Annotated in this window: 22 protein-coding genes and 1 pseudogene; 16 read left to right on the plus strand and 7 right to left on the minus strand. The window is 68.0% G+C overall.

From position 1 onward, the window contains the following. Positions 1–17: 17 nt before the first annotated feature. Both CDO44_RS14465 and CDO44_RS14470 read right to left on the minus strand, forming a co-directional pair. A complete protein-coding gene (locus CDO44_RS14465) occupies positions 18–764 on the minus strand; it encodes a glutamine amidotransferase (protein WP_087780918.1) in 747 nt (248 codons plus the stop codon). Positions 765–845: 81 nt separating this feature from the next. Continuing rightward, positions 846–1187, minus strand: a complete 342-nt coding sequence (locus CDO44_RS14470; protein ID WP_233146188.1) for a hypothetical protein — start codon at positions 1185–1187, stop codon at positions 846–848. A gap of 236 nt (positions 1188–1423) precedes the next feature. Here CDO44_RS14470 and CDO44_RS14475 point away from each other — a divergent pair, with 236 nt between their 5' ends. Further along, complete coding sequence (locus CDO44_RS14475) at positions 1424–1798, plus strand: hypothetical protein (RefSeq protein ID WP_087780980.1); 375 nt, start codon at positions 1424–1426, stop codon at positions 1796–1798. On the opposite strand, the gene CDO44_RS14480 is transcribed toward CDO44_RS14475, so the two are convergent. Next, positions 1767–2876, minus strand: a complete 1110-nt coding sequence (locus CDO44_RS14480) for a sterol desaturase family protein (protein WP_087780919.1) — start codon at positions 2874–2876, stop codon at positions 1767–1769. The genes CDO44_RS14475 and CDO44_RS14480 overlap by 32 nt on opposite strands. A gap of 148 nt (positions 2877–3024) precedes the next feature. Here CDO44_RS14480 and CDO44_RS14485 point away from each other — a divergent pair, with 148 nt between their 5' ends. The 3 genes from CDO44_RS14485 to CDO44_RS14495 are packed head-to-tail and all read left to right on the plus strand — an operon-like array spanning position 3025 to position 4903. After that, the gene (locus tag CDO44_RS14485; RefSeq protein ID WP_087780981.1) at positions 3025–3429 is read left to right on the plus strand and encodes a group III truncated hemoglobin; all 405 of its coding nucleotides are present in this window, start codon (positions 3025–3027) and stop codon (positions 3427–3429) included. Beyond that, positions 3420–3866, plus strand: coding sequence for an Rrf2 family transcriptional regulator (locus CDO44_RS14490; protein ID WP_087780920.1), 447 nt, complete (start codon positions 3420–3422; stop codon positions 3864–3866). Before CDO44_RS14485 ends, CDO44_RS14490 begins: the two co-directional genes overlap by 10 nt. Then, on the plus strand, positions 3863–4903 hold the full coding sequence (locus CDO44_RS14495) for a nitronate monooxygenase family protein (protein ID WP_087780921.1): 1041 nt from the start codon (positions 3863–3865) through the stop codon (positions 4901–4903). The genes CDO44_RS14490 and CDO44_RS14495 overlap by 4 nt, the downstream gene beginning before the upstream one ends. An 18-nt stretch (positions 4904–4921) precedes the next feature. On the opposite strand, the gene CDO44_RS14500 is transcribed toward CDO44_RS14495, so the two are convergent. Then, positions 4922–6982, minus strand: a complete 2061-nt coding sequence (locus CDO44_RS14500; protein WP_233146189.1) for a protein-L-isoaspartate(D-aspartate) O-methyltransferase — start codon at positions 6980–6982, stop codon at positions 4922–4924. A 264-nt stretch (positions 6983–7246) separates the two neighbouring features. Between CDO44_RS14500 and CDO44_RS14505 the strand changes: the two genes are divergently transcribed. The 4 genes from CDO44_RS14505 (at position 7247) to CDO44_RS14520 (ending at position 10452) form a co-directional block, all read left to right on the plus strand. Continuing rightward, entirely contained in the window at positions 7247–7975 is a 729-nt protein-coding gene (locus CDO44_RS14505; protein WP_087780922.1) for a 2OG-Fe(II) oxygenase, read from the plus strand. A gap of 8 nt (positions 7976–7983) precedes the next feature. Continuing rightward, entirely contained in the window at positions 7984–8634 is a 651-nt protein-coding gene (gene alkB, locus CDO44_RS14510) for a DNA oxidative demethylase AlkB (protein ID WP_087780923.1), read from the plus strand. Between the two features lie 130 nt (positions 8635–8764). Continuing rightward, a complete protein-coding gene (locus tag CDO44_RS14515) occupies positions 8765–9208 on the plus strand; it encodes an SRPBCC domain-containing protein (RefSeq protein ID WP_087780924.1) in 444 nt (147 codons plus the stop codon). 74 nt (positions 9209–9282) lie between these two features. Beyond that, positions 9283–10452, plus strand: a complete 1170-nt coding sequence (locus CDO44_RS14520) for a putative sulfate/molybdate transporter (protein WP_087780925.1) — start codon at positions 9283–9285, stop codon at positions 10450–10452. Here CDO44_RS14520 and CDO44_RS14525 read toward each other — a convergent pair. Both CDO44_RS14525 and CDO44_RS14530 read right to left on the minus strand, forming a co-directional pair. After that, entirely contained in the window at positions 10442–11494 is a 1053-nt protein-coding gene (locus CDO44_RS14525) for an ornithine cyclodeaminase (protein ID WP_087780926.1), read from the minus strand. The two genes, CDO44_RS14520 and CDO44_RS14525, sit on opposite strands and share 11 nt — an antisense overlap. 9 nt (positions 11495–11503) lie before the next feature. After that, positions 11504–12403, minus strand: coding sequence for a dimethylarginine dimethylaminohydrolase family protein (locus tag CDO44_RS14530; RefSeq protein WP_369824669.1), 900 nt, complete (start codon positions 12401–12403; stop codon positions 11504–11506). A gap of 160 nt (positions 12404–12563) precedes the next feature. On the opposite strand from CDO44_RS14530, the gene CDO44_RS14535 reads away from it, so the two are divergent. After that, positions 12564–12983 (plus strand): Lrp/AsnC family transcriptional regulator, encoded by a 420-nt coding sequence (locus CDO44_RS14535; protein WP_087780927.1) that lies wholly within the window; start codon positions 12564–12566, stop codon positions 12981–12983. Between the two features lie 19 nt (positions 12984–13002). After that, the gene (locus tag CDO44_RS14540; RefSeq protein ID WP_087780984.1) at positions 13003–13860 is read left to right on the plus strand and encodes a PhzF family phenazine biosynthesis protein; all 858 of its coding nucleotides are present in this window, start codon (positions 13003–13005) and stop codon (positions 13858–13860) included. A gap of 27 nt (positions 13861–13887) precedes the next feature. Here the strand turns inward: CDO44_RS14540 and arsC are convergent. Continuing rightward, positions 13888–14241, minus strand: a pseudogene (gene arsC / locus CDO44_RS14545) (arsenate reductase (glutaredoxin)); the annotation flags it as partial. A gap of 169 nt (positions 14242–14410) precedes the next feature. Here arsC and CDO44_RS14550 point away from each other — a divergent pair. The 6 genes from CDO44_RS14550 to cyoA all read left to right on the plus strand — a co-directional run bounded on the left by CDO44_RS14550 (position 14411) and on the right by cyoA (position 19875). After that, positions 14411–15661: an MFS transporter gene (locus CDO44_RS14550; protein ID WP_087780929.1), complete on the plus strand. Its 1251-nt coding sequence runs from the start codon at positions 14411–14413 to the stop codon at positions 15659–15661. Continuing rightward, positions 15658–16125: an NUDIX domain-containing protein gene (locus CDO44_RS14555; RefSeq protein WP_087780930.1), complete on the plus strand. Its 468-nt coding sequence runs from the start codon at positions 15658–15660 to the stop codon at positions 16123–16125. Before CDO44_RS14550 ends, CDO44_RS14555 begins: the two co-directional genes overlap by 4 nt. Positions 16126–16234: 109 nt before the next feature. Further along, positions 16235–16846: an HdeD family acid-resistance protein gene (locus CDO44_RS14560; RefSeq protein ID WP_087780931.1), complete on the plus strand. Its 612-nt coding sequence runs from the start codon at positions 16235–16237 to the stop codon at positions 16844–16846. A gap of 88 nt (positions 16847–16934) precedes the next feature. Beyond that, entirely contained in the window at positions 16935–18134 is a 1200-nt protein-coding gene (locus CDO44_RS14565; RefSeq protein WP_087780932.1) for an ATP-binding protein, read from the plus strand. Further along, a complete protein-coding gene (locus tag CDO44_RS14570; protein WP_087780985.1) occupies positions 18134–18688 on the plus strand; it encodes a response regulator transcription factor in 555 nt (184 codons plus the stop codon). The genes CDO44_RS14565 and CDO44_RS14570 overlap by 1 nt, the downstream gene beginning before the upstream one ends. 278 nt (positions 18689–18966) lie before the next feature. Next, on the plus strand, positions 18967–19875 hold the full coding sequence (gene cyoA, locus CDO44_RS14575) for a ubiquinol oxidase subunit II (protein WP_369824670.1): 909 nt from the start codon (positions 18967–18969) through the stop codon (positions 19873–19875). The last annotated feature ends 2 nt before the right edge of the window (positions 19876–19877 follow it).

A 19877-nucleotide genomic window follows, 5' to 3' on the forward strand; every position in this document is an offset into this window, starting at 1 on the left:
TGGCGGATCGCGGTTCGTCAGGATCTTGCGCCGGCGGGCTCGGTGCGCGAGACCGCTGCCGCCTCCTCGAAGAACCGCCGCATGATGGCATGGGAAACCGGCGTCTCCGAGACGCCGGCGCGCAAGGCCGGAACGTCCAAGCCCTCCTGGCCCAGCCCTTCGCGCATCACGTCGAAATAGGCCCGCATGACGGGCGCGGTGAATTCCGGATGGAACTGCACCGATACGGCCGTCGGGCCATACCGCAGCATCTGGTGCCGATCCCGGTGGTTGCGCGCCAGCACGACCGCTCCCGCGGGCGGCTCGGCCACGGTCTGTTCGTGAATGAAATGGGCCGCGAACAAAGGCGGCACGCCGGCCAGCAGCGAATCCTCGCGCGCCGCCTCGGTCAGCTCGACCTCCCCGGTGCCGATCTCGCGGCCGTCGCCCAGGTAGTCGATGCGCCCTCCGAGCGCGTAGCTCATCAGCTGATGCCCATAGCAGATGCCGAACAAGGGCAACGATGCGTCCATCGCGTCGCGCACCCATCCGGCGCAGTCCTCGCTCCACGAGGCGTGGTCGGTCACGTTCGCGCGCGAACCGGTGATCAACGCCGCCGCGTAGCGCGACGGCGCTTCCGGCCTCTCGCCCTTGTAGGCCGCCACGCGGGCCAGGCGCGCGGGATTCAGCCCGGCCACCTCGCTGACCATGCGGTCGAAGCCGCCATAGACGGTTCCGACGGCATGAGGCGGGCCGCCGGTCTGCAGGATGAGGATGGGAAGCATGCACGTACCTCGGCAATGAAAGCGTTCCATGACACCGCAATTGCCGTCCCGCCGCAACCGCGGTGTCGGACGACGCGCCATTCAGGCGGTGGCGCCGGTCTCGCCGATCAGGCCGCCCAGCAGCAGCACCGCCAGGATGAACCAGAAGATCGCTCCCAGGATCGATCGATTCATCAGGGCCCGGATGCCGGCATAGAGCAGCAGCAGTCCCAGCACCAGCAACGCGAAGTTGAACAGCGTCGGGCTCATGCCCAGCGCCTCGGCCAGGCCGGACGAAAACTCGCCGACGGCCTCGCCGAAGCCGCCGAACACAGTCTTGAGCGCCGCGACGATGGTGCGTATGGCTTCGCCGAGCATGGCGCCCAGCCATTCGAAGGTGGACTCGCTTTTCATGAGCATGACGGTGATGGATACCGGCGCCATTATGGCTCATGCCCGATTGCGCCATGGCGGCCGACATTCTTGGAAACATCGGCCCGCGCCGAGTTGCAAATTCTTACAACGCCTCCGGCTGCGCGATATGCGAGATCGCGCCGAAAGCCACCATACTGGTCGCCGGCCGTGTCCTACCCGGCCTCGACGCGGCGGCCGGCGGCGGCATGGAATGCGAACGAGACGGCCGCCTCCGTGCAACGCATGAATTTTCTGAAGGAGGCATCATGGTTCGAGCTTTCGTCTACGCCGCATGCGCCGGCGCGATCCTCGCGGCGGGCTGCTCATCGCTGTCGGTCAGGGAGCCCGCCAAGGTCAGCGACGGCGTGCTGGTGGCTCCCAACGGCATGAGCCTGTACACCTTCGACCGCGACCCGGTCGGACAGAGCGCCTGCAACAGCGCCTGCGCGCAGAACTGGCCTCCCCTGACGGCCCCTGCCGACGCCAAGCGCAGCGGCGACTGGATGGTCATCACGCGCCAGGACGGCAGCCGTCAGTGGGCCTACCGGGGCAAGCCGCTGTACTTCTGGACCAAGGACCGGGCGCCGGGCGACCGTACCGGCGACGGCTTCAACGGCGTGTGGCACCTGGCGCGCCCATGAGCCCCGCGGCGGGCGCCCCACCCGCCGCATTGGCCGGGACTCGCTCGGGCAGGTGCGTGGCCTCGTCGCTCGGGATGGGCGCGTAGTCGGGACCGAACGAGACGTCCCCCAGCTTCCAGCCGGCGGGCCGGCGCACCGCGCCCCAGAAGCGCCTGGCCGCCTGCCACTGCTGTCCGACCAGGCCATATTCGTTGTCGACATCGACCATCGGATCGCTGACGCCCGTCGGGCGTACCTTCTCTCCATACAGCGCGGTGCCAAAAAGGATGTCCCAGATGGGCAGCACCTGGCCGAAATTGCAGTTGTGCAGCGAGGGCCGCTCGGGATCGCGGACCATGTGGTGCAGGCGGTGGAACTTGGGGTCGACCAGCAGCCTTTCGCCGATGCGGCCGAAGCCGAAGCGCACGTTCGTGTGCGAGAGGTTCTGCACGAGTTCGCTCAGGAGCCCGAGCAGCGCGAATTCCGACGGCTCCACGCCCATCGCCAGTCCCACCGTGGCCAGGATGAACGACTGCAGCACGCCGTCGATGTAGCTGCCGCGGTCGTTCGTCCAGCAGCTCATCTGCCGCTGGCTGTGGTGCATGCTGTGCAGGGCCCACCACCATGGGATGGCATGCTGCGCCCGGTGCATCCAGTAGTAGACGCAGTCGTAGACGAGGTAATAGACCAGGAACAGCACATAAGGATGGTCCTCGAACCACGGCACCCAGTGCTTGAGCCCCGACGAGGTGGGGCCGGCTTCGGGACCGCCGCCCAGGCCGCCGAGCATGTTGGCGAAGGGCGTCAGGACCAGGTAGCTGAACAGAGGAAACAGGCCCAGCAGCATCAGCAGCGTATAGAGGCGATCGATGCGGGTGTGCCGGCGGTCGGGCCAGCGCTCGGCCGGCGCCAGGCTTTCCAGCGGCCGGAAAATGAACCCGATGATGAACAGCTGCAGCAGCGCGATCAGCAATGCCTCGGAAATCTCCAGCGGGTTGCCCGCGGTGTCGGCGATGTGCAGGAAGGCGACGGCCGGTTCGACGAAATGGGTACTGACCCAGGCTATCAACTGGGTCCAAAGCGATGCCAGGTGCGACATGGAAAATCACAAGCAAATGCGGTGCCGTACATACTGTAGCAATTCTCGTCCGCGTCGGCACGAAAGGCGCCGGTCCTTCGGAATTTGATAAGATATATTCAATATATATCTTTACCGTCGAATGCTCGTTCGCGTTCACAATGCCGCCATGTTCGATCCCTCGCTCTGCACGGAAGAAGAAATCGCCCGCTTCGTGGCGGCGTTCTACGCCAAGGTCCGCAAGGACGAGCGGCTGGGGCCCGTCTTCGATGCCCACGTGGACGACTGGGATCACCACTTGGCCAAGCTCACCGACTTCTGGTCGTCCATGCTGCGCGGCACGCGCCGTTATGCCGGCACGCCCATGGCGCGCCATGCCGCCTTGCCCGACCTGGACGAAACCCTGTTCGCGCGCTGGCTGGAACTGTTCGGCCAGACCGCCCACGAACAGGACAACGCCGCCATGGCCACACGGGCCGAGACCCTCGCCCGCCGCATCGCGCAAAGCCTGTGGCTGGGCTACCAGATGCAGCACCACCCCGACCGCCTCGCGCGTGATCTGCCATGCGCCTGACCACCCATAGCGACTACGCCCTGCGGCTGCTCATGTACGTCGGCCGGCATCCCGATCGGCTGTGCACCATTGCCGAAGTCGCCGGCATGCACGATATCTCGGAAGCCCATCTGATGAAGGTCACCCATAGGCTGGGACAGCTCGGCTATCTCGCAACCGTCCGCGGCAAGGGCGGCGGCATGCGGCTCGCCCGCGCGCCGGCTGAGATCGGCCTGGGCGACGTGGTGCGCAAGCTCGAGCCGGACTTCCACCTGGTCGAATGCCATGTGCCCGACGGCGGGTGCGCGCTGACCGGGCATTGCCGCCTGACCGGTATCCTGGACACCGCGCTGCAACGTTTCCTGCAGCACCTGGATCGCTACACCTTGGCGGACCTGTTGCCGCCCGTTGGCGCGTCCGCTTCCTTCCCCTTCCCTCTGGTCAAGGCCGCCTCATGAATCTGCAAGCACTCCTCGGCATAGAACTGCCCGTCATCCAGGCACCCATGGCGGGTTCGCAAGGCAGCGCCCTTGCCATCGCCGTCTCCAACGCCGGCGGCCTCGGCTCCCTGCCTTGCGCCATGCTCGGCCCGGACGCGCTGCGCAGCGAGCTCGAAGCCCTGCGCGCGGGCACGGGCCGGCCCTACAACGTGAACTTCTTCTGCCATACGCCTCCCATGCCCGATGCCGCCCGCGAAGCGGCCTGGCGCCAGGCTCTTGCGCCCTACTACGCTGAATTCGGCATCGATCCGGCCGGCATCCAGCCCGGCCCGGGCCGCGCCCCATTCACGGCGGAGATCGCCGATCTGGTCGAGGCCTTCAAACCGCCCGTGGTCAGCTTTCATTTCGGCCTGCCGTCGGCCGAGCTGGTGGCTCGCGTGAAGTCATGGGGCGCCAAGGTGCTGTCGTCGGCCACCACCGTGGCCGAGGCACGCTGGCTGGAAGACCACGGGGCGGACGTCATCATCGCGCAGGGCAACGAGGCCGGTGGCCACCGCGGCATGTTTCTCTCCGAGGACATCGACACGCAGCCGGGCACCTTCGCCCTGCTGCCGCAGATCGTCCGTGCGGTGCGCCTGCCGGTCATCGCCGCCGGCGGCATTGCCGATGCCCGCACGGTGGCGGCGGCGCGGGCGCTGGGCGCGGCCGGGGTGCAAGCCGGCACCGCCTTCCTGCTGACCCCGGAAGCCACGACCGGCGCCGTCCATCGCGCCGCGCTCAAGAGTCCGGCGGCGGCGCATACCGCGCTCACCAATTTGTTCTCCGGACGTCCGGCGCGCGGCATCGTCAACCGCGTCATGCGCGAGCTCGGCCCCATCTCCCCCGCCGCGCCGGCATTTCCGCTGGCGACCTCGGCCATCGCACCATTGCGCGCCAAGGCCGAAGCCCAGGGGTCGGGCGATTTTTCGCCGCTGTGGTGCGGCCAGAACGCCACCGCCTGCCTCGAAGTGCCGGCGGCCCGGATCGTGCGCGAACTGGGGGCGGCCTGGGACTGAAGCCATGACCGACGCTTCTCAGAGACCGAACGGATAGGTTTCGGGCGCACCCGCGCCGGGGGCGCGCGTCAAGGGCTCCACGGCGTGCGTGCGGTCCAGCCAAAGCCAGGCGTCGAACTGGTCCGGCAGCGAGGCATCGGCATAGTGGCTCATCAATTCCGTCTGCGGCCGGTAGACCACGCCTATGTAGCGCTCGAGCCGCGGCTGGCTCAGTTCCCGGGACAAGGCCTCGTTGCCGGGTGCCCGCAGGTCCAGCAGGAAGCGCGACACGCCGCTGCCGTGCGACAGGAACTCATAGCTGTCTTCCCGCGCGGGCAGGACCTGCATGACTTCCATCGCGCCTCCCCATTCATGGGCGGCCGCCACGGTACCGGCGTGCGTGCCCATGCCGACCAGCGCCACTTCGGCGCCATAACGCTCCCTGCACAGCTGGCCGATGTTCAGCTCGCCGCGCACGCGTCCCATCTCGGTAGCTGCGGCGTCGCCGATGTGCGAGTTGTGCGCCCAGACCACCGCCTTGGCATCGGGTCCATGGGCTTCCAGCAAGTGGACCAGGGTCTCGAACATATGCGTATCGCGCAGGTTCCACGACTCGGCCGCGCCATAGTACATGGCGCGGTAATAGCGCTCGGCCGACGCCACCAGGCGCGCATTCTGCGCGGCGTCGAGGAAGGTGCCCGTCTCGTCGCGGGCATACTCCATGCGCTTGGCCAGCAGGTCCGTCAATTGCGCGACGACCTGCGCCTCGCAGCCCCGGTAAGCATCGCTCAACACTGCGCGGCCGTAGACGGCGGGATTCTTCTGCCAGGGCGTCAGGCAGCCGTAGCGTTCGCGCGCGACCTTGGCGGCTTCCGGGTCCACGTCCTCCAGGTAGGCCAGCACCGCCGCGATCGAATCGGACAGGCTGTAGAGATCGAGCCCGAAGAAGCCCGCGCGCTCGGCGGACGGTCGTCCCGAATTGTGCGAGCGCAGCCACTCGACGAACGCGGCCACGTCCGTGTTGCGCCACATCCAGGTGGGAAAGCGCCGGAACGCCGGGCCGCCGTCGGCACGATGCGGGAGATGCCGCACATGCCTGTCCACGGCGGCGGCATCCGGCCAGTCGGCCTCCACCGCCACGATGTTGAACCCATGGCGCTCGATCAGGCGCCGGGTAATGGCGGCGCGTGCCTGGTAGAACTCGGACGTCCCGTGGCTGGCTTCGCCCAGCAGCACGATCCGCCGGCTGCCCCACCGGTCGAACAATCCCCGCGCCGCGGCTTCCTCCGGGTCGGCGAAAGGCTCGGCCGCATGGCGGATCCGCTCTCCGAGGCTGCTGCCCGGCGATGGCGCCCCATCGCCGGGGCTCGGCCCGGTCCCGCCACTTTCGCCGTGCGCGGCCGGCTCGCCCGCGCCATGGTCGGAGTCGCTCCAACCCTGGGCCCCGATGAGCGGCACGAAACGCACGCCGCCCAGGTCTTCCTGATGGAAGCTTCCATCGGCCTCGCGGATTATCCTGAGCAACCGCTGCCTGTCCCGGCTCGCGCCCACCGGCATGATGAGGCGCCCGCCCGGCGCAAGCTGCTCGCGCCACGCGGCTGGCACATCCGGCCCGCCGGCCGCGGCAAGTATCGCGTCGAAAGGTGCTCGCGCCGGCCACCCCAACGTACCGTCGCCGATGTGGACCTCGATCTGCGGATAGTCGCGCAAGCGCTCGCGCGCCGCTTGCGCCAGGTCGCGGCGCAGTTCCACGGTATCGACCCGCGCAGCGAGCCGCGCCAGTACCGCGGCCGCATAGCCGGAACCGGTCCCGATTTCCAACACGCGATCCCCCGGGCGCAGGCGGGCCGCCTCCGCCATCAGGGCGACGATGTACGGCTGGGAAATAGTCTGCCCTTCGCCGATCGGCAGGGGGGCGTCGTCATAGGCGAACTCGCGCAGCTCCGGCGGCACGAAACGCTCCCTGGGCACGCGCCGCATTGCCTCCAGCACCGCGGCATCCGCGATGCCTCGCCCCGCCAGTTGCCATTCCACCATCCGCTCACGCAGCGGGATCGATTCGGACTCCGTCATGGGCAGCTCCGCATCGTCCTTGGTCATTTCACGTCGCCAGCTTGGGGCAGTTGCGTTCCACGCGCATGTCTTGCCGTTAAAGATGCAACCTTCGCTATCGGCTCATCCGGCCCCCGCGTCCGCGAGGCGGACATGCCCGCCGCCAGGGCGCGGAAACCGAAACACTTCCTTGCGTTTGCATGACCCTTCGGGACATGGACGTATCATTACCACCGGAATTCGGCCGCAACATCCGGAGTGCCCAGCCTGGCTCGCGCGCCTACATTGCCAGCCCCGCATCCCAGGAACGCCATGAACGCCCCCCATACATCCGCAGACGTCGAACGACGCTGCGCGCGCCTCGACTGGACCGCCATCGAGGCGGACCTCGACCGCTACGGCTGTGCGCGGGTGCCCGCACTGCTGGACAGCACGGAATGCACGGCCATGGCCGCGCTCTATCCGCGCGACGAGGGCTACCGCACCCGCGTCGACATGGCGCGGCACGGCTACGGACGCGGCCAGTACAAATATTTCGCGTATCCGTTGCCGCCGCTGGTCGAGGCCCTGCGCACGGCCCTCTATCCGCGCCTCGTTCCGCTCGCCAACCGCTGGCACGCGCTCTTGCGGCTGCCCCAGCGCTTCCCGCCCGCCCATGCCGATTTCGTCGCCCGCTGCCACCGGGCCGGACAGACACGGCCGACGCCGCTGTTGCTCCAGTACACGGCCGGCGACTACAACTGCCTGCACCAGGATCTTTACGGCGAACACGTATTTCCCCTCCAGGTCGCGATCCTCCTGTCGCGCACGGGCCGCGATTTCACCGGCGGCGAATTCGTGCTGACGGAACAGCGCCCGCGCATGCAATCGCGGGCCGAGGTCGTGCCGCTGGATCAAGGCGACGCGGTCGTGTTCGCGGTCCATGCCCGTCCCGTGCCCGGCGCGCGCGGTCCCGTGCGGCACCAGTTGCGCCACGGCGTGAGCCGCCTGCATGCCGGCACGCGCCACACGCTGGGCATCATCTTCCACGACGCGGCCTAGGCCTGTTCATGAACCTCGAACTTTTCGATCACGCCGGCTCCGCCGGCATTGCCGAGCCGATAGGCGAACAGGCGGTCATCCTGCGCGGCGAGGCCTTGCCCGACGTGCCGCGCCTGCTGGACGCGCTCGCGCGCCTCGAGGCCGTCGCGCCGTTTCGCCACATGGTCACGCCGGGCGGGCACACCATGTCGGTGGCCCTGACCAACTGCGGAACTTGGGGCTGGGTGAGCGACCGCCAGGGCTATCGCTATGCCCGCCACGACCCGTTGACCGGCCGGCCCTGGCCCGCCATGCCGGAGGCCTTCGCCAGTCTCGCGGCGCGCGCGGCGGCCGCCGCGGGTTTTCCGGATTTCGCCCCCGATGCCTGCCTGGTCAATCGCTACCTGCCGGGTTCGCGCCTGACCCTGCACCAGGATCGCAACGAACGCGATTTCGGCGCCCCCATTGTCTCGGTATCGCTGGGCGTTCCCGCCGTCTTCCTGTTCGGCGGGCACGAGCGTGCCGATCGGCCCCGGCGCTACCCGCTCTTCCATGGCGACGTGGCCGTATGGGGCGGCTCGGACCGGCTGCGCTATCACGGCGTCCTGCCGCTGCGCGAGGCCCACCATCCTGAACTGGGCGGGCAGCGCATCAACTTCACCCTGCGCAAAGCCGGCTGATACCTTATTCCGACATCTCGTGCGGGATATTGTGGACGCTGTACACAAAATTCGCTACTCTGCGAGTCCCCGCATTGCCCGCCAAGCGCGTGCTCCCCCAGCGCCCGCTCTCCGCCCAGGAAAAAGTCCCATGAGCGCCAGCACGATCGACGTCTCGACCATCAAGCATTTCCCGGTTCCCGCCGAACGCGTCTTCGACGCCTGGATCTCTCCCGCCGCCGTGCGCGGCTGGTTCGGTCCCGGCCTGGGCGAATTGGTCAGGGTGGAGATCGATGCGCGCGAACGCGGCACGTTCTTCTTCACCCAGCGGAGGACCGACGGCGACGCGGAGCATTGGGGGCAATACCTGATCGTGGATCGGCCCTACTGCCTCGCCTTTACCTGGAACGTTGCGGGCATGGAACGGGCCGACGTCGTCACCGTCGCCCTGCTCGCCGCCGAAGCCGGCTGCAAGGTCAAGGTCACGCACCAGATGGATGCCCGCCACGCCGAATACGCCGACCGCACGCGCAAGGGATGGGCCCGCATGCTCGAAGCCATGGGCCGGACGCTGCGCACCGAAGCCTGGGCCTGAACGCCGGGCCGCATTTACAGGCCTCCTGGGCTGGCCGACAATGCTGTTCTTTGTCCACACATCAGGGGGCACGGATGCACGAGCCGGCCAGCCGCTCCGTGCAGGAAGCGGCCACGGGCAATCGCTATGACCGCATGGAATGGGCCGGGGCCTTCGGCGACCTCGGCACGCTGATCCCATTCGTGGTGGCCTACATCGGCGTGCTCAAGCTCGACCCGTTCGGCGTGCTGTTCGCGTTCGGCCTGTGCATGCTGGCCTGCGGCCTGCATTACAGGACCCCGATCCCCGTCCAGCCCATGAAGGCCATCGGCGCCGTGGCCGTGACCCAGGCCGCGCAAACGGCCGTCGTCACCCCTGGCGCGGTCTACGCCGCGGCGCTGGCCACGGGCGCCGCGTGGCTCTTCCTCGGCCTGAGCGGCGCCGCGGCCCGCCTGTCGCGCCTCGTGCCGCCGGCCGTCGTCCTGGGGATCATGCTGGGACTGGGATTCGGATTCATGCTGGAAGGCGTGAAAATGATGCAGACCGATTGGCCCGTCGCCGCGATCGCCGGGCTCGCCACGCTCGCCCTGATGGCCAATCGGACCTTTCCGGCGATGTTCGTGCTCCTGGCCTTCGGCGCTGCGGTGGGCCTGTGGCGCCAGCCCGAGCTGCTCCATGGCCTGGCCGAAGTGCCCATCGGCCTGCCTGCGCCGACCTTTGCCTTGTCGAGCCTGGGCTGGAACGAACTGATGGTGGGCGTCTTCCTGCTCGCCCTGCCCCAGCTTCCGCTTACTCTGGGCAACGCCGTGATCGCCATCAAGGAGGAAAACAACCGCCTCTTTCCCCAGCGGCCCGTATCGGAGAACGGCCTGGCGACGTCCACCGGGATCATGAACCTGCTCAGCTCGGTGGTGGGCGGCGTTCCGATGTGCCATGGCGCGGGCGGCATGGCGGGGCACGTGGCCTTCGGCGCCCGAACCGGGGGATCGCTGGTCATACTGGGGGGCATTCTGCTTGCGCTGGCCTTGTTTTTCAGCCCGGGGGTGGCCTTGCTGTTCAAGCTGTTCCCGCTTGCCATCCTCGGCGTAATCCTGTTCCTGACCGGTGCTCAGCTGGCGCTAGGCAGCAGCGTCCTGCCGGCCGACAGGAACCAGCGCCTGGTCGCGTTGATGACCGCAGCGCTTTGCATGTGGAACGTCGCGGCCGGCTTCGTCGTGGGCCTGGCCCTGCACCTGATGGTCAGGCGCGGCTGGATCAGGATGTGACCGCGGAAGCCGCGGCACGCTGGCCAAGCTCGAGCAGCGCGTACAAGTCCTTGGGATCCGCAAGTTCCGGCACGAGCCGGTAGTCCTTGCCGGCCTCGCCGCCGCGCGCCAGATCCATGAGATAGCGCAGCGTCGAGAAATCTTCCAGCGCGAACCCCACCGAGTCGAATACCGTCACCTCTTCGGGCTGCTGGCGTCCCGGCAGCGCGCCCGACAACACCTGCCAGAGCGGCACCACAGGCGCATGCGCCGGCAATTGCTGGATTTCGCCTTCGATGCGCGTTTGCGCCTCGTATTCAACCACGATGCGGGCGCGCTTCAATATGGCCGGATGCAGCTCGGTCTTGCCGGGACAATCGCCGCCCACGGCATTCAGGTGCATGCCCGGCTCCACCCACTCCGGCCGGATGATCACAGCCTTGCGCTTGTCCGCGGTCAGCGTGGTCACGATGTCGGAGCCCTGGACCGCGGCTTTGGCCGATGGCGCCGGCATAAGCTGCAATCCGGCGATGCCGGCCAGGTTGGCCATCAGCTTGTCGGTCGCGCGGCGGTCGACGTCGTAGGCCCGGATTTCGGCGACGCCCAGCATGGAATGAAACGCCAGCGCCTGGAATTCGCTCTGCGCGCCGTTGCCGATCAGGGCCATGGTTCGCGCGCCCTTGCGCGCCATGGCGCGCGCGGCCAGCGCCGAGGTGGCCGCGGTGCGCAGCGCGGTCGCCAGGGTGAGGTCGGCAAGCAGCAGCGGATAACCGGTCGCCACCTCGGCCAGCACGCCAAACGCCAGGACCGTGGGCAGGCCGCTCAGCGCGTTGCCCGGATGTCCGTTGACGTACTTGAACGCATAGCGCCGGCCATCGGATACCGGCATCAGCTCGATGACACCCATGCTGGAATGATGGGCCACGCGGACACTCTTCTCGAACTCGGGCCAGCGCAGGTAATCGTCGCGGATGTAGCGCGCCAGCTCCTCGATGACCTGCGTCGTGCCGCGCCGGACCACCAGTGCGGCAACCGCGTCCGCATCCAGAAAGCGCGTTTTCATGTCGCCTCCTCAGGCCATGGCGGCCTCCCGCCTGCCGTTGCCCACCGACGCTTCCGGCACGCTCGCCCGGTCCAGCCGCAAGGTCATGCAATAGGCGCCACCGCCAGACATCATGAAGGGCGAGAGTTCTATCGGCACGACGCGATAGCCGCGCTCGTTCAAGACGGACCGCAGGCGATCCGGCGGCGTGGCCATGACGACTTGCCTGCCGACGTTGACCGCGTTCACGCTGAAACGCGCCAGGTCTTCCTCGGTGGCCTCGATCAGCATGTCGGCCGGCACGCGCTCGCGCAGGTTGCGCAGTGCGTCCTGCGTCAGGGCCGGCGGGAAATAGAGGATCTCGCCCCCGCTCAATGGGCAGAAGCACACGTCCAGGTGATAGCAGCGGTCCGAAACCAGTTCCATCGGCACCACTTCCTGCCCGAAGAATCCGGAGATATGGGCCAGCGACTCGCGGGAAGAACGCGGGCCATGGGCGGCCCAGAACCATTGCCGGTTGGCGTCCCAGATGGCATCGCCCGCGCCTTCCTGGTGGCAGCCGTCGGGAAACTGCGCCACTTCCGCCAGCAGGCCTTGTGCGCGCAGCGCCTCGAACATCGCGAGGAACGCCGCTTCCTCGCCCTGTCGCTGCGGATAACGGAACCGGGCCAACAACGCCCGGCCGTCGAGGACGATGGCGGCATTGGCGGGGAACACCATGTCCGGCAGGCCCGGTCTGCCGGCACCCACGATCACGTCGCAGCCCGCCCGCGACAGCGCCCGATGCAGCGCGTCGGACGCGGTGCGCGCAGCGGCGCGGAATCCCTCGGGATCGCGCGCCCACAGGTCGGGTTTCATCCAGGGATTGATGCGATAGCTGACGTCGAAATGTGTCGGATCAATCATCAGGATCTTGGCTCTGGCGCTCACTTTGCCTCCTTGTTCCGCGCGCGGTCCCGCAGGACCGCATCCCCATTCTGCTCGTCCGTGATGCCAAGATGGAGTGCAAGAAATTGCGCATTCCGTCCCATCGATTGCCAGAACGCCAGAGTCTGCTATCGTTTTGTCATCTCCCCGCGCAGGAATCGCCATGGACGACGTCGACCATCGCCTGATCGCCCTGCTGCGCGACAATGCGCGCACGCCCGTCTCCGCGCTCGCCCACAAGCTCAAGGTCTCGCGCGGCACAGTCCAGAACCGCATGGCACGCCTGGAAGAACAAGGCGTCGTCGTGGGCTACACCGTGCGTCTGCGGCCGGATGCGGAGCCCAAGGGCATACGCGCGTGGATGAGCATAGAAATCGAAGGCAACACCGCGCGGCGAGTCCTGCAGGCGCTGCGCGGGGAGCCGGCGATCCAGGCGCTGCACACCACCAACGGCCGCTGGGACATCATGGCCGAACTGCGTGCCGAGAGCCTGGAAGCGTTCGACCGCGCCCTGGAACGGATACGGCTGATCCCCGGCATCGCCAATACCGAGACCAACATCCTCCTGTCCACCTACGTTTGACCGCTTCTTTGGTGCCATGATGCCCGCCGCCTCTCCCCGCCCCTATGAATTCCGGCAAGTGGACGTCTTCACTGCGGTTCCGCTGCTGGGCAATCCGCTGGCCGTCGTCCACGGCGCGGACGATCTCGATGAGGACCGGATGGCCGCGTTCGCCCGCTGGACCGGCCTGAGCGAAACCACGTTCCTGCTGCGCCCCACCGTGGCCGGCGCCGACTACCGGCTGCGCATCTTCACGCCATCGGGCGAGCTGCCCTTCGCGGGCCATCCCACGCTGGGCAGTTGCCATGCGTGGCTGCAGGCCGGCGGGCGTCCCCGGGCGGCGGACATCGTCCAGGAATGCGGCGTGGGGCTGGTGCGAATCCGGCGCGACCAAGGCCGCCTGGCCTTCGCGGCGCCGCCGCTGCGGCGCTCGGGCCCGATCGATCCGGCCACCCTCGCACAGGCGGCACGCGGCCTCGGAATCGCGCCCCAGGCGATCGTCGCCGCGAATTGGGTGGACAACGGCCCGGCGTGGATCGCGGTCATGCTTGCCTCGCGCGCCGACGTGCTGGCGCTGAAACCCGACTTTCCCGCCCTGGGTACGCTGAAGCTGGGGGTCGTGGGCCCCTGGGACCCGGCCACGGACGGCGCCGAAGCGCAATTCGAGGTCCGCGCCTTCGCACCCGGCCTGGGAATCCCGGAAGACCCCGTCACCGGCAGCCTCAACGCCGGCGTCGCGCAATGGCTCATTGGCGCCGGCCTTGCCCCCGCCTCCTATGTCGCCAGCCAGGGGACCGCCCGCGGCCGCGCGGGACGCCTGTACATCAGCCGCGCGGATGGCGACATCTGGGTGGGAGGCGATGTCGCCGATTGCGTCACCGGCGAAGTCTTGCTCTAGGATCCTGCTCCGCCCGGTTGCCTCTCACTCCGGCAGAATTTCCAGCACGGTCTCCATGGGACGGCACAGGCGCGTGCCGCGCGGCGTCACGACGATGGGGCGATTGATCAGGATGGGATGCTGCATCATGAAATCGATCAGTTCCTCATCGCTCCACTTGGGGTCGCCCAGGCCCAGCTCCTCGTAGGGCGAGCCCTTGACCCGCATTGCCTCGCGCACAGGCAGCCCCATTGCGGCGATGAGCGACTCGAGCGTCTCGCGGCTGGGGGGCGTCTTGAGGTATTCGACCACCGTGGGCGCGTAGCCGCGCTCCTGGAGCAGGGCCAGGACCTTGCGTGACGTGCCGCATGCGGGGTTGTGGTAGATGGTGATGTCGCTCATTGCATGGTCTCACATGAAAAGTCTGCCCCGCCCCACCGGCGCGGCGCTGACCGCATCATAGCCTCGACGCGGACCACGCCGTGGGCAAGACTTTTTGTGCAGTGCAACCTGGTGCTGCTAAGCTATCCGCTTTCGCCACGCCATTCGCCTCGCGGCCCGCCGCCTCTTCATGAACGTCCCCGCCACGCCGCAGTCTTCCTTCCCCGATCCGTCCACGGCCCCGGGCCGCCCGCCCTCGTTCGGCCGGGCGCTGATGGCACTGGGGCTCGGCGGTTTCGGCATCGGTACCGGCGAATTCGTCATCATGGGGCTCCTGCCTGACGCCGCCCAGGACCTGGGTATCTCCATTCCTGCCGCCGGGCACCTGATCAGCGCCTACGCCCTCGGCGTCGTGGTGGGCGCCCCGGTGCTGGCCGTGCTTGGCGCCCGCATGCCGCGTCGCGCCCTGCTGGTGGCCCTGATGGCCTTCTTCGCCCTCGGCAACGTCGCCAGCGCGGCCGCGCCGGGCTATCTCTCCATGATCCTGATGCGCCTGATGACGGGATTGCCGCACGGCACGTACTTCGGCGTCGCGGCGCTGGTCGCGGCGCACCTGGCGCCCGGCGGACAGCGCGCACGTGCGGTTGGCTACGTCATGCTGGGACTGACCGTCGCGACCCTGATCGGCGTCCCGCTGGCCGCGGGGCTGGGACAATGGCTGGGATGGCGCGCCGCATTCACCCTGGTCGGCGCCATCGGCGTGCTGGCCGCGCTGCTCGTCTGGCGCTGGATCCCCGACATCCCGGCCAGCGAAGGCGCCAGCCCCTGGCGCGAACTCGGGGCGTTGCGCCGCAAGCAGGTGTGGCTCACGCTGGGCATCGGCGCGATCGGATTTGGCGGCATGTTCGCGGTGTTCAGCTACATCAAGCCGACGCTGATGGAGCTGGCGGGCCTGCCGGTGCACGGGGTTCCATTCGTGCTCGCGCTCTTCGGAGTGGGCATGGTGACCGGCAATCTGGTCGGCTCCCGGCTGGCCGACAAGGCCCTGATGCCTACCATATGCGGCCTCCTGGTCTGGTCCGGGCTGGTGCTCGGACTGTTCTGCCTGACCGCCTCCAGCATCTGGCTCGGCGCGTTCAACGTCTTCCTGATCGGAACCATCGTGGCCATCGGCCCGGCCCTGCAGATCCGCCTGATGGATGTGGCCGGCGACGCCCAGACGCTGGCGGCCGCGCTCAACCACTCCGCCTTCAACCTCGCCAATGCGCTGGGCGCCTGGCTCGGCGGCCTGACCATCTCGGCCGGCCTGGGCTGGGCGTCCACCGGCTGGGTCGGCCTGCTGCTCGCGCTCGGCGGACTGGCCATCTTCGGCGTCTCCTACGCGCAGATGCGGCAAGGCGCGGACGCCGCGGCGCAGGCCCGGCAGACGTATCAGCCATGAGCGCGACGAGCGCGGGCATCCTGATGTACCGGCGCGAAGCCGGAGCATGGCAGGTGCTGCTCGTCCACCCTGGCGGACCATTCTGGCGCCGGCGCGACGCCGGCGCGTGGTCCATTCCCAAAGGCCTGGTGGAAGCGGATGAGGATCTCGCCGCCGCGGCCCTGCGCGAACTGCGCGAGGAACTGGGAGACGCCCCGGCCGGCGCGCTCGCGCCGCTGGGCCGGATACGGCAGCGCGGCGGCAAGGAAGTCTGCGCCTTCGCAATGGAAGCCGATTTCGACCCCGCCGCCCTGCGAAGCAACACCTTCGAACTCGAATGGCCGCCGCGCAGCGGCCGCATGCAGGCCTTCCCCGAGGTCGACCGCGCGGCCTGGTTCGACCTGCACACCGCCCGCGGCAAGATCCTCGAAGCCCAGCGCCCCTTCATCGATCGGTTACAAGATTTGCTCCAACGCTCCGGCTAGAGCGTGTTTACACTGGGAGCGTGCGGCGGATGCACCGCGTATCCGCCGCACGCGGCATGGCACTGCGTGACCTCGGCTATCGGCTTGAACCCATACGGAGGGAACCGATATGGCAGATGCTTCAAACCCCACGCCCGTACCGGGCAGCCTCTCGTGGCCGGAAACCTTGAAGACGCTTGGCGCGAGCTGGGGCTGGTTCGTCGCCCTGGGCGTGCTGATGCTGATCCTGGGTTTCGTGGCCGGCGTCTACGTCCTGGCGGCCACCGTCGCGAGCGTCCTGTTCGTGGGCGTCATGATGCTGGTTGCCGGCATCGGCCAGCTGGTCCAGGCCTGGCGCGTGAAAGGCTGGCGCGGGTTCCTCCTCTGGACCCTCAGCGGCCTGCTCTACGCCATCGCCGGCGGCCTCGCCCTCTACAATCCGCTCGCCGGCGCCGCCGTCCTGACGCTGCTGCTGGGCGCCTTCCTCATCGCCGCCGGTGTGCTGCGGCTCTGGGTCTGGTTCCAGCACCGCAGCCAGCAAGGCTGGGGATGGCTCGCCTTGTCGGGGGTGATCACACTGCTCGCGGGCCTGCTCGTGGCGGTGGGCTGGCCCGCCAACAGCCTCTGGATACTCGGCCTCCTGCTGGCCATCGACCTGCTGTTCCAGGGAGCCACTCTCGTGATGCTCGGCCTGGCGCTGCGCAGGGGATTGCCGGCCGCCCCTCCGCCGGGCAACGCCTGACCGCGGGGCCGCCGGCCGGCGGCCCCGCGCTTCCGTACGTCATAATGGAGCCCCGCCGGCGCCACCGTCCGGCTCGTCCTCCTATCGTATGAGCCGTACCGAAACCTCGTTCCTACGCACCCTGTCCAGCCTGCGCTGGCTCGCCATCGGCGGCCAGGCGGCCACCATCTTCATCGCCAGCGGCCCACTGGACGTGGACCTGCCCCTGGCCATGCTGTGGAGCGGTGTGGCCACCCTCGTCCTTTTCAACCTGTACGCCGGCTGGCGCCTGCGCACCGGCGGCGAACCCTCGCATGCCACCGCGTTCGTCCACATGCTGGTGGACATCGTGGTGCTGGCCTGGATGGTGGCTTGGAGCGGGGGCATCAGCAACCCCTTCGGGCTGCTGTTCCTGGTCCTGATTGCGCTGGCCGCCATGGTTCTGCCCAGCCGCTGGGCCTACGCCACCGCCGGCGCGGGCGTTGTCGGCTATGCCGCGGCAGCCATCTTCGGCCGGCCCCTCCACGCGCCCGGCGACGCCTACGAATTGCTGCTGTGGGGCATAGCCGCGAGTTTCCTGATCTCGGTCGTGGTGATCCTCATCTTCTCCACGCGCCTGGCGGCCGACCTGCGCAACCGCGAACGGGAGCTGGCCGACCTGCGCGAGCGCTTCGCGCGCAACGAGGGCATCGTGGCCCTGGCCACCCACGCCGCCTCGATGGCGCATGAACTGAATACGCCGCTGGCCACCATGACGCTGCTCGCCGACGAAATCGCCGCCCAGGCCGATACCGACGACCTGCGCGCCGACACCGAGATGCTGGTGGAGCTGCTGGCCCTGTGCCGGGAACGTGTGCGCAATCTCGCTGTCCCAACCGAAGTGGAACTGGAACGTGTGGTGGAACAGTGGAAGCTGGTCCGCCCCACGGTCGAACTGCACCGCACCGGCGTGCTGCCGCGCGGCCTGCGCGTCGAACCCTCGGTCGCCCACCTGCTGCAGGCGCTGCTGAACAATGCCGCCGACGCCGGCGTCCAGGCCGGCGCGCCCTATGTGGACCTGCACCTGGAATGCAAAGGCGGCATGGTGCGGGGCGTGGTGCGCGACTATGGACGCGGGCTCAACCCCGACCAGCCCCTGCTGCCCGCCACGCTGTTCCGCAGCGGCAAGCCCGGCGGGCTGGGCGTGGGCCTGGCGCTCTCGCATGCCACGGTCGAGCGCCTGGGCGGCGAGATGACGATGACGGCCGCCGAAGGCGGCGGCGTGCGCATCCAGTTCCAACTGCCCGTGGAAACCACCGTGACCTCATGATGACTGCCCTGGATACCGGACTTCTCGTCGACGACGACGAACTCTACCTGCGCACCTTGCAGCGCAGCCTCGCGCGGCGCGGCCTCGAAACCCGCACCGCCACGACCATCGCCGAGGCGCTGCGCATCGCCGACGAGATCCGTCCCGGCTTCGCGCTGGTCGACCTCAAGCTCAGCAGCGACGATTCCGGCCTGACCCTGATCAAGCCGCTGCGCGCACTGCGCGCCGACATGCGCATCCTGCTGGTGACGGGCTATGCCAGCGTCGCCACCGCCGTGGACGCCATCAAGCGCGGCGCCGACGATTATCTGCCCAAGCCGGCCACCGCCGACATGATCCTGCGCGCGCTGGGGCTGGAAAAAGCCGAAGCCGTGACGGTGGAGTCGACCATGATTCCGCTGCATCGACTGGAATGGGAGCATATCCAGCAGGCACTGCATGAAACAGGGGGCAACGTGTCGGCGGCGGCGCGTCTGTTGAACATGCATCGACGATCGTTGCAGCGCAAGCTGGCCAAGCGGCCGGGGCCGGAACGAGGGCCGGAGCCCGAGTAAAACCGTAGGCCTGCATCCGGCGCCACCCTCCGTGGAGCGTCGAGCGGGAATACCCGTCGCCGGCGGTGCGACATATTGTCGCAGGGCAATTCCCTAGCCTTTGACCGTCACAATTCGCCACAACTAGGGGAAGCAAGGCCCGGGCGGGCGCCTTGTGCTCCGGGGGCGGCCGGACCGGCCCGCCCGCGCGACTTTTTGTCGCATCCCCACCCGAGACACGTTCAGTAGGATGCGGAACTGGCGGATTTCGCCAACGTTTCTACAAACCAAGGCTGGACGTGAGTAAATCCTTCTTTGCGAACGCGGGACGCACGTTATGCGTCGGCGCCGTCATGTTGCTGCTGGCTGGCTGCAACATGGACATTCTAAATCCCAAGGGCGACATCGGCGCCCAAGAGAAAACCCTGCTCCTGACCGCGACCGGGCTGATGCTGCTGGTGGTCGTGCCGGTCATCTTCCTCACCCTCTGGTTCGCCTGGAAATACCGCGCCTCCAACACCAAGGCCAAATACGATCCCCAGTGGTCGCATTCCACCGCCATCGAAGTGGTCGTCTGGACCATTCCCTGCATCATCGTCGGCATCCTCGCCGTACTGACCTGGAAGAGTTCTCACGAGCTGGACCCCTACCGGCCCCTGCAGTCCGAGGTCAAGCCGGTGGAGATCGACGTCGTTTCGCTGGACTGGAAGTGGCTGTTCATCTACCCGGAATACAAGATCGCCACGGTCAACGAGATCAAGTTCCCGGTCGATGTCCCGGTCAACTTCCGCATCACATCCGCCTCGGTCATGAACTCCTTCTTCATTCCGCAGCTGGGTAGCCAGATCTATTCCATGGCGGGCATGGAAACCAAGCTCCACCTGATCGCGCGCGAAGCCGGCACCTACGCGGGCATCTCGGCCAACTACAGTGGCGCGGGCTTCTCGGGCATGCGCTTCAAGGCCATCGCCACCAGCCAGGAAGATTTCGAGGCGTGGGTCCGCAACGCCCAGGCGTCGCCCAACAAGATGACGCCCGAGGCCTACCAGGCGCTGGTCTCGCCCAGCGAGCACGAGCCCGTCGCCTACTACTCGGGCGCCGAACCCAACATGTTCGACGGCATCATTTACCAGTACATGGCCTCCGCAGGCATGGATACCGGAATGTGCACGCCTGCCAACACACCCAAGATCGCCTTGTCGGAGTAAAT

This window comes from Pigmentiphaga sp. NML080357, assembly GCF_002188465.1.
In the GTDB taxonomy this organism is placed as follows: Bacteria; Pseudomonadota; Gammaproteobacteria; order Burkholderiales; family Burkholderiaceae_B; genus Pigmentiphaga.